General features: G+C 60.0%; 14 protein-coding genes, 1 tRNA gene and 1 riboswitch. Of the genes, 12 read left to right on the forward strand and 3 right to left on the reverse strand.

The window, feature by feature from the left end:
- Positions 1-9: 9 nt before the first annotated feature.
- The 5 genes from pstC to phoB are packed head-to-tail and all read left to right on the forward strand — an operon-like array spanning position 10 to position 5,132.
- Positions 10-1,491 (forward strand): phosphate ABC transporter permease subunit PstC, encoded by a 1,482-nt coding sequence (gene pstC, locus GGD46_RS18915; RefSeq protein WP_184706667.1) that lies wholly within the window; start codon positions 10-12, stop codon positions 1,489-1,491.
- The gene (pstA, locus tag GGD46_RS18920) at positions 1,488-2,822 is read left to right on the forward strand and encodes a phosphate ABC transporter permease PstA (protein WP_184706669.1); all 1,335 of its coding nucleotides are present in this window, start codon (positions 1,488-1,490) and stop codon (positions 2,820-2,822) included. The genes pstC and pstA overlap by 4 nt, the downstream gene beginning before the upstream one ends.
- Before the next feature lie 14 nt (positions 2,823-2,836).
- On the forward strand, positions 2,837-3,652 hold the full coding sequence (pstB, locus tag GGD46_RS18925) for a phosphate ABC transporter ATP-binding protein PstB (protein WP_184706671.1): 816 nt from the start codon (positions 2,837-2,839) through the stop codon (positions 3,650-3,652).
- 51 nt (positions 3,653-3,703) lie between these two features.
- The gene (gene phoU, locus GGD46_RS18930; protein WP_184706673.1) at positions 3,704-4,417 is read left to right on the forward strand and encodes a phosphate signaling complex protein PhoU; all 714 of its coding nucleotides are present in this window, start codon (positions 3,704-3,706) and stop codon (positions 4,415-4,417) included.
- A gap of 31 nt (positions 4,418-4,448) precedes the next feature.
- Positions 4,449-5,132, forward strand: a complete 684-nt coding sequence (gene phoB, locus GGD46_RS18935; RefSeq protein ID WP_004128368.1) for a phosphate regulon transcriptional regulator PhoB — start codon at positions 4,449-4,451, stop codon at positions 5,130-5,132.
- A gap of 92 nt (positions 5,133-5,224) precedes the next feature.
- Here phoB and GGD46_RS18940 read toward each other — a convergent pair whose 3' ends face one another.
- Complete coding sequence (locus GGD46_RS18940; protein WP_184706675.1) at positions 5,225-5,749, reverse strand: GcrA family cell cycle regulator; 525 nt, start codon at positions 5,747-5,749, stop codon at positions 5,225-5,227.
- Positions 5,750-6,174: 425 nt separating this feature from the next.
- On the opposite strand from GGD46_RS18940, the gene GGD46_RS18945 reads away from it, so the two are divergent.
- From GGD46_RS18945 to GGD46_RS18955, 3 genes are all read left to right on the forward strand, one after another.
- The gene (locus tag GGD46_RS18945; protein ID WP_184706677.1) at positions 6,175-7,374 is read left to right on the forward strand and encodes an aspartate aminotransferase family protein; all 1,200 of its coding nucleotides are present in this window, start codon (positions 6,175-6,177) and stop codon (positions 7,372-7,374) included.
- Between the two features lie 169 nt (positions 7,375-7,543).
- A complete protein-coding gene (argF, locus tag GGD46_RS18950; RefSeq protein ID WP_184706679.1) occupies positions 7,544-8,461 on the forward strand; it encodes an ornithine carbamoyltransferase in 918 nt (305 codons plus the stop codon).
- Positions 8,462-8,508: 47 nt separating this feature from the next.
- Positions 8,509-9,498, forward strand: a complete 990-nt coding sequence (locus GGD46_RS18955) for an Hsp33 family molecular chaperone (protein ID WP_184706681.1) — start codon at positions 8,509-8,511, stop codon at positions 9,496-9,498.
- Between the two features lie 82 nt (positions 9,499-9,580).
- Here GGD46_RS18955 and apaG read toward each other — a convergent pair whose 3' ends face one another.
- On the reverse strand, positions 9,581-9,973 hold the full coding sequence (gene apaG, locus GGD46_RS18960; protein WP_092843006.1) for a Co2+/Mg2+ efflux protein ApaG: 393 nt from the start codon (positions 9,971-9,973) through the stop codon (positions 9,581-9,583).
- Positions 9,974-10,584: 611 nt separating this feature from the next.
- On the opposite strand from apaG, the gene GGD46_RS18965 reads away from it, so the two are divergent.
- Positions 10,585-11,298 (forward strand): DNA helicase, encoded by a 714-nt coding sequence (locus GGD46_RS18965; RefSeq protein WP_184706683.1) that lies wholly within the window; start codon positions 10,585-10,587, stop codon positions 11,296-11,298.
- An 80-nt stretch (positions 11,299-11,378) separates the two neighbouring features.
- Here GGD46_RS18965 and GGD46_RS18970 read toward each other — a convergent pair whose 3' ends face one another.
- Positions 11,379-12,566, reverse strand: coding sequence for an O-succinylhomoserine sulfhydrylase (locus GGD46_RS18970; protein ID WP_184706685.1), 1,188 nt, complete (start codon positions 12,564-12,566; stop codon positions 11,379-11,381).
- A 42-nt stretch (positions 12,567-12,608) separates the two neighbouring features.
- Positions 12,609-12,687: riboswitch (SAM riboswitch) on the reverse strand.
- 171 nt (positions 12,688-12,858) lie between these two features.
- On the opposite strand from GGD46_RS18970, the gene GGD46_RS18975 reads away from it, so the two are divergent.
- From GGD46_RS18975 to GGD46_RS18985, 3 genes are all read left to right on the forward strand, one after another.
- A complete protein-coding gene (locus GGD46_RS18975) occupies positions 12,859-13,953 on the forward strand; it encodes a 2'-deoxycytidine 5'-triphosphate deaminase (RefSeq protein WP_184706687.1) in 1,095 nt (364 codons plus the stop codon).
- Positions 13,954-14,145: 192 nt separating this feature from the next.
- Complete coding sequence (locus tag GGD46_RS18980; RefSeq protein WP_184706689.1) at positions 14,146-14,529, forward strand: hypothetical protein; 384 nt, start codon at positions 14,146-14,148, stop codon at positions 14,527-14,529.
- Positions 14,530-14,657: 128 nt separating this feature from the next.
- Positions 14,658-14,731 (forward strand) — tRNA-Gly (locus GGD46_RS18985).
- Positions 14,732-14,892: the final 161 nt, after the last annotated feature.

Here is a 14,892-nt window from a genome sequence, read left to right on the forward strand (position 1 = left end):
GGAATTGGAATGAGTGTGTCATTGCTGCTGTTATGCGTGTCGGTCATCGGCGCCTTTGCCTTCGTGCTGGGGCGGGTGAGGGCTGCTGCATTGTCGGGCGGCAGGCCTTCTTCGATGCATTCCAGGCTCGGCTATCACGGTGCCTATGCCGCCATATGGGCTGTGCTGCCCGCTTTGGCGCTCGTCTGCGTCTGGTCGATCGCCAGCCCGGAAGTGATCGACCGCTTCGTGATCAAATCCTTCCCGGAAGAGGTGCAAGCTCTTCCGCGCGCGGAACTCAATCTCAGCTACGGCATGGTGCGCAGCATCGCCCATGGCATGCGCCTTCTCGATGGCCAGGAGCTTGCCGACGTCGCGGGCGGCACGGCGGATCTGCAATTGTTGCTGGCGCAGAAGGGCGTGCCGCTGGCGGTCCGCCCGACCGGCTACATGGTCGATGCGGCCAACAAATATAATGGCATGCGCGAAATCAGCCGGATCGTCATGAGCGTGTCGGCGATCCTGCTGTCGCTCTTGTGTGCGGCCTATGGCCTGCGCGTCATCGCTGCACGCTTTCGCGCGCGCAATCGTGTCGAGCAGGTCATTCTCGGGGCGCTCATCATCGCGTCTTCCATCGCCGTGCTGACGACGGTCGGGATCGTCGTCTCGATGTTGTCGGAAGCTGCGCGCTTCTTCAGCATGGTGCCCGCAGGCGAGTTCTTCTTCGGCACCGTTTGGGACCCGCGTTTCACGGGCGCAGGCACGCAGACATCGGGAACCTTCGGCTTGATCCCGTTGCTGGCGGGCACGATCTATATCGGTCTGGTCGCCATGCTCTTTGCCGTGCCGATCGGCTTGTTCGCGGCGATCTACATGGCCGAATACGCCTCGGCACGCGTGCGCTCCATCGCCAAGCCGATGCTCGAGGTGCTGGCCGGCATTCCGACGATCGTTTACGGCTTCTTCGCCCTCGTCACGGTCGGACCTTTCCTCAGGGATATTTCGGCAGAGATCAACGGCCTGGTGACCGGAAGCTTCACAAGCTTCATCGAGGCGCAGAGCGTTCTGACCGCCGGCTTCGTCATGGGCGTAATGTTGATCCCCTATGTCTCGTCGCTGTCGGATGACATCATCATGGCGGTTCCGCGCTCGCTGCGTGACGGTTCGCTCGGGCTTGGCGCAACGCGCTCCGAAACCGTCAAGCGCGTCCTGTTGCCGGCAGCGCTTCCCGGTATCGTCGGTGCACTCCTGATGACGGCTTCGCGCGCGGTCGGAGAAACGATGATCGTCGTGCTGGCGGCCGGCGTGGCGGCGCGCATGCAGTTCGATCCCTTCGAGCCGATGACGACGGTGACGGTAAAGATCGTCAACCAGCTGACCGGCGATCTGGAGTTCACCTCGCCGCAGACGCTCGTCGCCTTCGCGCTCGGCATCACTCTGTTCTGCGTGACGCTCTGCCTGAACGTCTATGCGCTCTACATCGTCCGCCGCTACAGGGAGCAGTACGAATGAGCGATATCGTGTCCTCCTCGTCACAGAAAACTCCGCGCGGGCTTGCACCCGACGCCCCGGTGCGTCGCGATATCGGCATTGCCAGGCGCTATGCCGCCGAGCGCCGCTTTCGCGCCTATGGAATTGCCGCCGTCATTTTTGGCGTCGTCTTCCTCGCTATCCTGGTGTCGACCGTGGTCCGCAACGGCTATACGGCTTTCGTCCAGACATCGCTCGTCTTGCCGATCGAGTTCTCCGAGAAAGTCGTCGATCCAACGGGCAAGCGTTCCAACGATCCCAAGGTGCTGATATCGGCCAATTATCCCGTACTTGTGCGTGACGCAGTGGTGAAGATGCTTGGTATTGATCCCGCCAATCGCGCGCTCGTTCGCGAGGCGACGGCCATGGTGTCGGACAGCGCCCGGATCGCACTGCGCGACAAGGTCGTTGCCAACCCCGCCATCATCGGCACGACCGCAAACATGGTGCTTCTTGCCAGCGCCAATATCGACTCCGCCAACAAGGGGCAGATCGATCTGACGGCCGACGAGAAGGACCGCAAGGTGTCGGATCGGCAGGTCGCATGGATGAAGCAGCTCCGCGATAGCGGCGCACTCTACAAGGCCTTCAACAGCGGCCTGTTCCTTTCAGGCAATTCGAGCCGGCCGGAAGCTGCAGGCCTCGGTGTTGCCCTGATCGGCTCGCTCTATCTGATGTTGACCGTGCTTGTGCTCGCCTTGCCCGTCGGCGTCGCCGCTTCGATCTATCTCGAGGAATTTGCACCGAAAAATCGGCTTACGGATCTGATAGAGGTCAACATCAACAACCTCGCAGCCGTGCCATCGATCGTATACGGCCTGCTCGGCCTCTCGGTCTTCATCAACATGATGGGGCTGCCGCGCTCGGCCTCGCTGGTCGGCGGTCTCGTGCTGAGCCTGATGACGCTGCCGATGATCATCATCGCCACGCGCTCGGCGCTGCGCGCGGTACCGCCATCGATCCGCAGTGCCGCACTTGGCCTCGGCGCGTCGCGCATGCAGATGGTCTTTCACCATGTCCTGCCGCTCGCCATGCCCGGTATTTTGACCGGCACGATCCTTGGGCTTGCCCACGCGCTCGGGGAGACGGCGCCGCTGCTTCTGATCGGCATGGTCGCCTTCGTCGCCAATTATCCCGCTTCGCCGCTCGATCCTTCGACGGCGCTGCCGGTGCAGATCTACATGTGGGCGAGCGAAGCGGAGCGTGCCTTCGTTGAGAGAACCTCCGGGGCCATCATCGTCCTGCTCTTCTTCCTCGTTGCAATGAATATCGGCGCAATCCTGCTGCGCCGTCGCTTCGAGCGGCGCTGGTAGGGGAGGAGCACGAAATGAACATGATGACGGAAGCCGGAAGCGAACGAGCATTGGCCAAGAAGATGATGACGATCCCCTACAAGATGATCGGCCAGGACGTTTCAGTCTACTACGGCGAAAAGCGCGCGCTTTTCGACGTCAATCTGAATATCCGCGCCAATACGGTCACGGCGTTGATCGGCCCGTCCGGCTGCGGCAAGTCCACCTTCCTGCGTTGCCTCAACCGCATGAACGACACGATCGAGACTTGCCGTATCACCGGCAAGATCACGCTCGACGATCAGGATGTCTACGACAACAGTATCGATGTGGTGGAGCTGCGCGCGCGCGTCGGCATGGTCTTCCAGAAGCCCAATCCGTTTCCGAAATCGATCTACGAGAACGTCGCCTACGGCCCGCGCATACACGGCCTGCATCGTTCGAAGGCCGATCTCGAGCACATCGTCGAAACCAGCCTGCAGAAGGCTGGTCTCTGGGGCGAAGTGAAGGATCGGCTCCACGACGCAGGCACGAGCCTGTCGGGCGGGCAGCAGCAGCGCCTGTGCATCGCGCGCGCTGTTGCCGTCAGCCCGGAGGTGATCCTGATGGACGAGCCCTGTTCGGCGCTCGATCCGATTGCGACGGCAAAAGTCGAGGATCTCATTCACGAGCTGCGGGAGAATTTTACGATTGTCATCGTGACGCATTCCATGCAGCAGGCTGCCCGCGTTTCACAGCGCACCGCAATGTTCCATCTCGGCCATCTGGTCGAGGAGAACGACACCGATAAGATGTTCACCAATCCCGACGATTTCCGCACGCAGGATTACATCATGGGCCGTTTTGGTTGATGATGTCAGGCGCGCGGCTCCCTTCACACAGTTCACCTTGAGGAAAGAAAAATGGTCTCCACTCACATTCTCTCTGCCTATGACGAAGACCTGAAGTTCCTGACGCGCCGTATTGCCGAAATGGGCGGTCTGGCCGAACAGATGGTCAGCGACAGCGTTCGCGCACTGGTCCACAGCGACGCCGCTCTCGCACAGAAGGTCATCTCCGACGACGTCGTTCTCGACCATGCCGAGCGCGAAGTCGGTGACAAGGCGATCGTCACCATCGCACGTCGTCAGCCGATGGCGGCCGATCTGCGCGAAATCATGGGCTCGATCCGCATCGCTTCCGATCTGGAGCGCGTCGGCGACCTTGGCAAGAACACGGCAAAGCGCGTCATCGCCGTGCAGGGCACCGGCGTTCCGCGGAAGCTTGCCCGCGGCATCGAACATCTTTCCGAACTGGCGCTCGGCCAGCTCAAGGAAGTCCTTGACGTCTACGCCACGCGGTCGCCGGACAAGGCTGTCTCGATCCGCGAACGCGACGAGGAAATCGACGCGATGTACACCTCGCTCTTCCGCGAGATGCTGACCTACATGATGGAAGATCCGCGCAACATCACCACCTGCACGCATCTTCTCTTCTGCGCCAAGAACATCGAGCGCATCGGCGACCATGCCACCAATATCGCCGAGACGATCTATTACATGGCGACAGGCGCACAGCCGGAAGGCGAACGTCCGAAGGACGACACTGCAAACACCGTTGGCGCGGTGACGGAATAATCTGGAAGCGAAGAAAGGAGACCAAAGGCGCATGGTTCCGAGAGTTGCTGTTGTAGAAGACGAGGAAGCGCTGAGCGTTCTGCTGCGCTATAATCTTGAGGCCGAAGGCTTCGAGGTCGACACGATCCTCAGAGGCGATGAAGCCGAGTTGCGTCTCCAGGAGCGCATCCCCGATCTTCTGATCCTCGACTGGATGCTCCCCGGCGTGTCTGGCATCGAGCTTTGCCGCCGGCTGCGTATGCGGCCGGAGACGGAGCGCCTGCCGATCATCATGTTGACGGCCCGCGGCGAGGAAAGCGAGCGCGTGCGCGGCCTTTCCACCGGCGCGGACGATTACGTCGTCAAGCCGTTCTCGACGCCGGAGTTGATGGCGCGCGTCAAGGCGATGCTACGGCGTGCCCGTCCGGAGGTTCTCTCTACGGTGCTGCGTTGCGGCGATATCGAGCTGGACCGCGAAACCCATCGCGTTCATCGCAAGAGCCGCGAAGTGCGGCTGGGTCCGACGGAATTCCGCCTGCTGGAATTCCTGATGTCCTCGCCGGGCCGCGTCTTCTCCCGCTCGCAGCTGCTGGACGGCGTCTGGGGGCACGATATCTATGTCGACGAACGCACCGTCGACGTTCATGTCGGCCGCCTGCGCAAGGCGCTAAACTTCTCCAATATGCAGGATGTCATCCGTACCGTTCGCGGCGCGGGCTATTCCATGGAGGCCTGAGCGGTCAGCCCCTCAGGCATCAACATAGCGGCGGAAACAGAAAACGGGCCTCGAGGGGCCCGTTTCGTTGTCTGAATTCTTGAATTCGCTGCTTAGCCGTTGTTGCGACGGCGATCATGCACCGGCTGGTAGGCCATGCGCTGATGATAGGTGCAGTACGGCGAGGAATCCGGGCTGTCATTGCCGCAGAAGTGGAAATCGTCCTTCAACGGATCACCGACGGGCCACTTGCAGGTGCGTTCCGTCAGTTCCGTCAGGCCGAGGCGGCGCGAAATCGGAACGACGACGTTGGCCGCGGGACGGTAGGTGATCTCGTTGACCGCATCGACCTCGATCTCTTCCTTCAGCATGGTTGCACCCTGCTGGCGGGCAACCGTACGGGTCGCGACGCGCGAGGTGTAAGCCGGAGCCCTTGGCGCCGAGGCAGTGCGCTTCGGCGTGCGAGCAGCCGTTGCCGTGCCACCCGCCTTCGCTCGGCCGGGAAGGTTCAGGCGATGCACCTTGCCGATGACGGCATTACGGCTCACGCCACCCAGTTGCGCCGCGATCTGGCTGGCGCTCAACCCTTCGGACCATAGCTTTTTCAGCTTCTCGACGCGTTCGTCTGTCCAATTCATGCCCTGTCTCCGCTGTCGCGTTTCCGGTGGCAGAATCCTTCACCATTGCCTCGCATGGGATCGAGGCACGAAACGCTTTAAAATTGTGGTGACTAGTTCCGCCGCATGCAGTCTAGCAATTGCTTTTTAACCTAGTGTGAGGCTGACTCCGTGACAAGAGTCGCGAGAATCTTGAGGAATCGATTTCGGGGTTTTCCCCAACTTGCTGCCCCGGCGTGGCATTTCTGCAATATGCCGTGCCGAACGCGATCCATTTGCGCGCAGACGCTTTCTCGCACTTGCTAAATCGCCAGTTTTGTTGACATCGCGGTGCAAAACATCAATAGTGCCCAGGCCGCCGCAAGGCGGCATTTTTGATTTTTTCGGACCCGTTTCATCAAGCGGAAGCGATTGGTCCTTAAAGTTGTGATCGAGGAGATATGGCCATGGCCGAGACCGCGCCGCTTTATGACACATACCTGCGTGCTCCGCTGCGGTTCGAGCGAGGCGAGGGCGTCTGGCTGGTGACGGAAAGTGGCGAACGCTACCTCGATTTCGCAGCTGGTGTGGCGGTCAATTCGCTTGGCCATGCCCATCCCCATCTTGTGGCCGAACTGAAGGCGCAGGTAGACAAGGTGTGGCACCTGTCGAACCTCTATGAAGTGCCCGGTCAGGAAAAGCTGTCGAAGCGGCTGACGGATGTCACCTTCGCCGACAAGGTGTTCTTCACGAATTCCGGTGCAGAAGCGCTGGAATGCGCCATCAAGACGGCGCGGCGCTATCACTTCGCCAAGGGGCATCCCGAGAAGTTTCATGTGATCACTTTCGAGGGCGCCTTCCACGGCCGCACCATCGCGACGATCGCAGCCGGTGGCCAGGAAAAGTACATCGAGGGTTTCGGCCCAAAGGCTCCGGGCTTCGATCAGGTGCCGTTCGGTGATCTCGACGCCGTCCGCGCAGCAGTTACCGATGCGACGGCGGCGATCCTGATCGAGCCGGTGCAGGGCGAGGGTGGTATTCGCCCAGCCACCAATGAGTTCATGCGCGGCCTGCGCCAGATCTGCGATGAGCATGGCTTGCTGTTGATCCTGGATGAAGTCCAGTGCGGCGTTGGCCGCACGGGCAAGCTCTTCGCTTACGAATGGGCCGGCATCAAGCCTGACATCATGGCTGTGGCCAAGGGGATCGGCGGCGGTTTCCCGCTCGGTGCGTGCCTTGCGACGGCTGAAGCCGCCTCCGGCATGAAGGCCGGCACGCACGGCTCGACCTATGGCGGCAATCCGCTTGCCATGGCCGTTGGCAATGCGGTGCTCGACATCGTGCTTGCCGATGGCTTCCTGCAGCATGTTTGCGATGTCGCGCTGGTCTTCCGCCAGGGTCTTGCCTCGCTGAAAGACCGCTTCCCTGATATCATCGAGGATGTACGCGGCGAAGGTTTGATGCTCGGCATCAAGGCGGCCATTCCGCAGGCGGATCTGCTGCAGGCTATCCGAGCCGAGCATCTGCTGGGTGTGCCCGCCGGCGACAACGTCATCCGCCTGCTGCCGCCGCTCGTCGTCACCGCCGAGGAAGCACGCGAAGGCCTTGCCCGCATCGAGCGTGCGGCCGAACGTGCGCGCGCTGCCCGCACCAGGAAATCGGCTTAAGTTTACCGCCCGCAGTCGGGGCGATTACTGCGCCGTGCGTCGAGACGACGCGCAAAGGACGCAGTAACATTTAGGAATCGCATAAGCTCTCCATAAATCGGTGCCGATTTAAGGGCTTATGCGTGCCCCACGCGGGCGTTATTGTTTTTTCTGGAGCACAGGTAAGGACATGGCTTCTCCGAAACACTTTCTCGATCTCTCAGCCGTTCCGGCTGCCGATCTGCGTCACATCATCGATGATGCGATCGTGCGAAAGAAGGCGCTGAAGGCGGGCGCGGCCGACAAGCCGCTTGCCGGCAAGATGCTGGCGATGATTTTCGAGAAGCCGTCCACCCGTACCCGCGTTTCCTTCGATGTCGGCATGCGCCAGCTCGGCGGCGAGACGCTGTTCCTTTCCGGTACCGAAATGCAGCTTGGCCGCGCCGAGACGATCGGCGATACCGCTAAGGTCCTGTCGCGCTACGTCGACGCGATCATGATCCGCACCACGGATCATGCGCGCATGCTCGAACTGGCGGAACATGCCACCGTTCCGGTTATCAATGCGCTGACGGACGACACGCACCCCTGCCAGATCATGGCCGACATCATGACCTTCGAGGAGCATCGCGGCCCGATCAAGGGCAAGACTGTCGCCTGGACCGGCGACGGCAATAACGTGCTGCATTCGTTGATCGAAGGTGCCGCACGCTTTGGCTATCGCATGAACATGGCGGTACCCCTTGGTTCCGAGCCAAAGGATCACTATCTGAACTGGGCCCGCAACGAGGGCGCCGAAATCCTGCTCTCGCATGATGCAGACCGTGCGGTCGCCGGCGTCGATTGCGTGGTAACCGATACCTGGGTGTCCATGAATCAGGAACACCGGGCCCGCGGTCACAACGTCTTCCAGCCCTATCAAGTCAACAAGGCTTTGATGGCACAGGCCGACAAAGACGCGTTGTTCATGCATTGCCTGCCCGCCCATCGCGGGGAGGAGGTGACGGACGAAGTGATCGATGGTCCGCAATCCGTTGTTTTCGATGAGGCGGAAAACCGCCTTCATGCGCAAAAGTCGATTCTTGCTTGGTGCCTGGGCGCGATCTGAGGATATGAAGCCGCGCCTGAGAGCGCGGGCGCAGTAGGAGTAAAGCAATGGCCGAAAATGCAGCCTCGCTGGGCCAATTCGATTTCGCCGGTGACGATCACGTCGTACCCTTTCAGGTGGAGGGCCTCGATGTGCGCGGCCGTGCCGTGCAGCTTGGTCCGTTGCTGGATGCGATCCTTGCCCGGCACGATTATCCGACCCCGGTGGCCCGCCTTCTGGCCGAGGCCATCGTTCTGACGGTTCTGCTCGGCACGTCGCTGAAGTTCGAAGGCAAGTTCACCGTGCAGACCAAGGGTGACGGTCCCGTCGACCTCTTGGTTGCCGATTTCTCGACGCCGGAAAATGTCCGTGCCTATGCCCGCTTCAACGAGGAAGCGCTGGCAAAGGCTGTAGCGGAAGGCCGGACGGAACCCGAGCAGCTGCTTGGCAAGGGCGTTCTCGCTTTCACGATCGACCAGGGCCGGTTCAGCCAGCCCTATCAGGGCATCGTCGCTCTCGACGGCGCGTCGCTCGAGGAGATCGCCGGCACCTATTTCCGCCAGTCGGAACAGATCCCGACGCGCGTTCGTCTCGGCGCGGCCGAGCTTTTCGATCGTGACGAGAACGGCAAGCCACGTCATCGCTGGCGGGCAGGGGGCCTGATCGCCCAGTTCTTGCCGGAAGCGCCCGAGCGCATGCGGCAGCCGGACCTGCATGGCGGCGATGGCGATACCGGTGCGCGCCACCATTCCGAGGACGATGCCTGGTCGGAAGCGCGCAGTCTGGTCGAGACCATCGATGCCGATGAGCTCACGGATCCGCAAGTCGGCACCGAGCGTCTGCTCTATCGCCTCTTCCACGAGCGCGGCGTGCGCGTCTACGAACCGAAAGCCGTCTACGACCGCTGTTCGTGCTCGCGTGACAAGCTGAAGGGCGTGTTGAAGGGCTTTTCGGCTGAAGAGATCCAGGCGAGCGAAGAGAATGGCGAAATCGCGGTGACCTGCGAGTTCTGCTCGACGACCTATCGGTTCGAAGTATCCGAGATAGAAGCGGCCTGAGGCCGCTTCAGAGCATCTCCGCGCAGAATGCGTAAAAATCAAATAGAGCGACCGTTGCACTTCCGAAAGGAAGCGCGGCGCTCTAATTCAGCGTCCGCAGCAGGTTGGGCGTGTCGAGCGAGAAGGCGGGGATCTTGACATGGAATTGCTCCCCGTCATCCGTCTCCATCTGATAATGGCCGAACATCATTCCTGACGGCGTGTCCAGCGGGCAGCCCGAGGAATATTCATAGGTGTCGCCGGGCTTCAGATGCGGTTGTTCGCCGACGACGCCGGGGCCTGTCACCTCGTCCACGATGCCGTTCATGTCGGTGATGTGCCAGTAGCGCGTCACCAGCTTGACCGCCATTTTCGAGTGGTTGGAGATGACGATGCGGTATCCCCAGACATAGCGATCATCATCCGGATCGGATTGCTCCTCCAGATAAAACGGTTCCACGACCACTTCTATGTCGCGTGTTAAGGCGCGATACATGCCTGTTACCTTGCCACTGCCCTGAACCGTCGAGCGCTTATTCAAGCCTCATCGCCGCCTCAGCATTTCCAAGTCTGCGGCATATTATCCGCTTTCTGTCACTCCCGCAAAGTGCAGGATATCTAGCGGTATCCTATAACCGATCCAATCCGTCAAGGAACGGCGTGATGAAATCTGGCGCCTCGAGGTCAGCCGCTCCTAATTTCAGCTATTATGACTGATAAAACAAGTTAGTAAGGCGTACTAAAAGTATCTCGCACCGCTTATCATTTGGGCTTGTCTACCGCAATTCGCGCCGGCTGGTGCCGTGACAGATATATACGCTTGCAACGGCTGATGGCACACTTCGGTGTTCCTGCTCTGCGCTGTCAGTACGTCGTCAAAATCTTGATACGCGTAATGCCCGACTTCATGGAATGTTTCTTCGACAGGCGTTTGCTTGAGATTTTCCGGCAACCGGTTTTCGGCTATCATCTGATTCTGGCGCGGCCCGCGCCTCCCCCCTCCATTCGGGAAAGCATTTTTCATGCAGGGTTTTCGATCTTCAAACCGACTGTTTGAGCGCTGGCATAAGGAGGGGTTGCGATGATTGCTCGCAATAGGAGGTTTAGATGAGGCTTTCTGCCCCTGTTTACCATTTGAAACGTAAGGCGAGGCTGCTGTCCCGTCAGCAGAATATCCCGTTGCATGCCGCGCTGGATCGCATCGCGGCCAGCGAAGGGTTTGAAGGCTGGAGCTTGCTCTCGGCCAGAGCCAACACCGACGTGTCAGTCAGCGAGCTGTATTCGCGCCTGAAGCCGGGCGATCTGGTTCTGGTCGGCGCCCGGCCTGGTCATGGCAAGACCCTCATGAGCCTGAGGCTTGCCGTGGAGGCCATGAAGCTTGGCAATCGCGGCGTGTTTTTCACGCTGGAGGATACGGAGACGGTCGTCCGGAATCGCTTCCGGATGATCGATGCCGACCACGCGGAATTTGCCGCGTTGTTCGCGTTCGACAATTCCGACGCCATCAGCGCCGATTACATCATCGCAAAGCTGGCGATGGCGCCCAGTGGCACCCTCGCTGTGGTCGACTATCTGCAGCTGCTGGATCAGAAGCGCGAAAAGCCGGAGCTGATGGCTCAGGTTCAGACGTTGAAGGCGTTTGCGCGTGACAGGGGTGCGATCATCGTCTTCATTTCGCAGATCGACCGCTCATACGATCCTGCGCTGAAGCCCGTCCCTGATCCGGAGGACGTTCGGCTGCCGAACCCTCTGGATCTGAAGCTGTTCGACAAGATGTTCTTCCTGCACGACGGTCAGGTTCAAATCAGGGCGGCGAGCTGAAAGGCAGGTAGTCCCTGAAGCATGGCCCCGGAGGGGTAGATCGAGCCGCCCGGAAAAGCACCCGGGCGGCTCGATTGATATCAGGCGGAGACCTGCTCCAGCGCACGGGCAAAATCTTCGACCAGATCGTCGCTGTCCTCGATGCCCGCGGAGAAGCGCACGGTGCCCGGCGAAATGCCGAGCTCTGCACGTGCCTCGTCGGTGAGGTTCTTGTGCGTCGTGGTAGCCGGATGGGTGATCAGGCTCTTGCTGTCGCCGAGATTGTTGGAAATCTTGACGATCTCCAGGGCGTTCTGCAGCTTGAAGGCCGCTTCCTTGCCGCCCTTGAGTTCGAAGGCGATCAGGGTCGAGCCGCCGCTCATCTGCTTGGCGATGATATCGGCTTGCGGGTGGTCCTTGCGGCCCGGATAGATCACGCGGGCGACCTTGTTGGTCTGCTCGGCGAGGAAATCGGCCACCTTGGCGGCGTTCTTCGTCTGCTGGGCAACGCGAAGCGGCAAGGTCTCGATGCCCTTCAGCAGCGTCCATGCAGTGAAGGGGGACATGGCCGGTCCGGTATGGCGGAAATAATCCTGCAGCTTCTCGTCGATCCACTGCTTGTCGGAGAGGATAATGCCGCCGAGCGAACGGCCCTGACCGTCAATGTGCTTGGTGGCGGAATAGACGACGATATGGGCGCCGAGCTCCAGCGGCTTCTGGAAGAGCGGCGTCGCGAAGACGTTGTCGACGACGACCTTGGCGCCGATCTGGTTGGCGAGCTTGGCAACGGCTGCGATATCGACCACTTCGAGTGTCGGATTGGTCGGGCTTTCCAGGAAGAACAGCTTGGTGTTCGGGCGGATGGCCTTTTCCCAGTTCTCGGTAAAGCGTCCGTCGACGAGGGTGCATTCGATGCCGTATTTCGGAGCCAGTGTCTCTACGACCCAGCGGCAGGAGCCGAAGAGCGCGCGGGCCGCGACGATGTGGTCGCCGGCCTGCAGCTGGCAGAGGATAGCGGCGGAGACGGCGGCCATGCCCGAAGCGGTGGCGCGTGCGTCTTCAGCGCCTTCCAGCGCACACATGCGCTTTTCAAACATGTCATTGGTCGGGCTGCCGTAACGGGCGTAGATGAAACCTTCGGTCTCGCCCTTGAAGCGGGCTTCCGCCGCTTCAGAGGTATCGTAGACGAAGCCCTGGGTCAGATAGATCGCTTCGGAGGTCTCGCCGAATTGCGAACGAAGCGTTCCGTTGTGTACGAGCTGGGTTGCGGGGCGCCAAGTCTTGCTCATGCCATCACCACTTTCAAACAAAAAAACCGGTCGCAAAAGCAGACCGGTTCAACCCCGGTCTTTTTAGCCATTTGTTTAACGTGGCTGCAAGCCGACCGGCCAAATCACCACGGGATAAGTTGCAATACTGCCGTTGACGGCTTGCGTCAATTCCCTGAGTTTGGTTTTGTCGGCGACAAATTACTGCCTCTGTGTCCGTTAGGATGGGTCAAGGGTCGCAGCAACATTTTCAATCGGCGCACAAGCCTGCGGGTCGCTTTCGACCGGAGGGATCGTGGGCTGAAGAAAGGGCATGATGGCTCGCAATACTGGAATTCTGGCGGACCGCGCCATAGCAGCGCTCTTTGAAACAGGGCGGCTAACGAGCGAGAGAGAACTGGACGTCGATCAGATCCAGCCTGCAAGTCTTGACCTGCGGCTCAGTTCGCACGCCTTCCGCGTCCGCGCCAGCTTCATGCCAGGGCCTTCACATCTCGTTGCCGACAAGCTCGATCGGCTGAAGCTGCATGTCATCGACCTCTCGGAAGGCGCGGTGCTGGAAACCGGCTGCGTCTATATCGTACCGCTGATGGAGCGGCTGGACCTGCCGGAAGACATGTCGGCCTCGGCCAACCCGAAGAGTTCGACGGGTCGCCTCGACATCTTCACCCGCGTCATCACCGACCGGGCGCAGGAGTTCGACAAGATCCCAGCCGGCTATTCCGGCCCGCTCTATCTTGAAATCAGCCCGCGCACCTTCCCCATCGTCGTGCGCCGCGGCTCGCGCCTCTCGCAGATCCGCTTCCGCGTCGGGCAGGCCCTGCTCACCGAGCCGGAACTCTTGGCGCTGCACGAAACCGAGACGCTGGTCGCCAGCAAGAAGCCTAACATCACCGGCGGCGGCATCGCGCTGTCGATCGATCTCGCCGGCGACAAGGAAGGACTGATCGGCTATCGCGGCAAGCATCACACGGCTGTCGTCGATGTCGACAAAAAAGCCCAACACGACATCTTCGATTTCTGGGAGCCGCTTTATAGCCGCGGCCGCACCGAAATCATCCTTGACCCCGACGAATTTTACATCCTTGTTTCGCGCGAAGCGGTGCATGTGCCGCCGCATTATGCCGCCGAAATGACGCCGTTCGATCCGCTGGTCGGCGAATTCCGCGTCCACTATGCCGGCTTCTTCGACCCGGGCTTCGGCCATGCGCCGGCCGGCGGTCGCGGCAGCCGCGCCGTGCTCGAGGTGCGCAGCCATGAAGTGCCCTTCATTCTCGAAGATGGGCAGATCGTCGGTCGCCTTATCTATGAACACATGCTGGAACAGCCGAGCAGCCTCTACGGCTCCGGCCTCGGCTCGAACTATCAGGCGCAGGGCCTGAAGCTCTCGAAGCACTTCCGGTTGTAGTGACCCTTCCGGAAAACAGTAAACGCTGCGTATTGGGATGTCCGATGAATATCAGGCGTCCCTTTTTACTATAATCTTGCTCAAAGAATGTAATGAACTCATCTTGTGGCAGAAGCGGAGCGCCCTCGCATCTCATGGAATAAATTTACAGCGATAAAAGTGAGACTCCGCTGTCTATTTGGATGTGCGCATATGAAATTACCGAATGATCCAACCGGCAAGCTCGGAGCGGCATATATGATGCTCGTTTATTTGTTCGCGTATTTGCCGGTCATTGGGGTTGTCAGGATTGCTACGGGTCTCAATATCGACGATCGACAGGTGGAGTGCGCCGCGAGTGCATGGGCGCGCACTGTCGTCATACTATCGATCGCCGTTGTCGCCGTGCTGATACATATGGCAATTGGTTTCTTTTATTTTCAATCAAATGGTGAAGGCCCTTTCGGCCCTCTTCCGAAACCGAGAAGTCGCAAAAAGCCGAAGCGCAAACGTCTTCTGCCATATATTTCGAACGGCGCCTTGTTCGGAACAATGATGCTTCCCGCGATGTTTCTTATTCTGCCGCGCCATTGCTAGGAAACGGGCATTAATAGCCAGGCACCTTTCTGACGCCTGTCGACGGTATTTGATCAATTGAAGACGAGAGAAGTCGGTTGACCGATCTTGACACTGACCGCCAACTGTTGGACATCTCAGGGGGGCAGGCGGGTGTAGCTCAATGGTAGAGCAGCAGCTTCCCAAGCTGAATACGAGGGTTCGATTCCCTTCACCCGCTCCAGTCTCTTCCCGTCTCTCTGCAATTGGTTAGACCGCCCCACGGTGGCTTTGCATGAGAAATTCAGGCCTAGAGCGTTTCATGTTTTGACGGAAGCGTAGCCTGCGTTTGAGAAGTAGTTGGCGCACTCTTCTGGCTTGATGGTGTTGGCGAGTATGCCCAGA

The sequence above is a fragment of the Martinezella lusitana genome, from assembly GCF_014207095.1.
GTDB classification, from domain to species: domain Bacteria; phylum Pseudomonadota; class Alphaproteobacteria; order Rhizobiales; family Rhizobiaceae; genus Rhizobium; species Rhizobium lusitanum_B.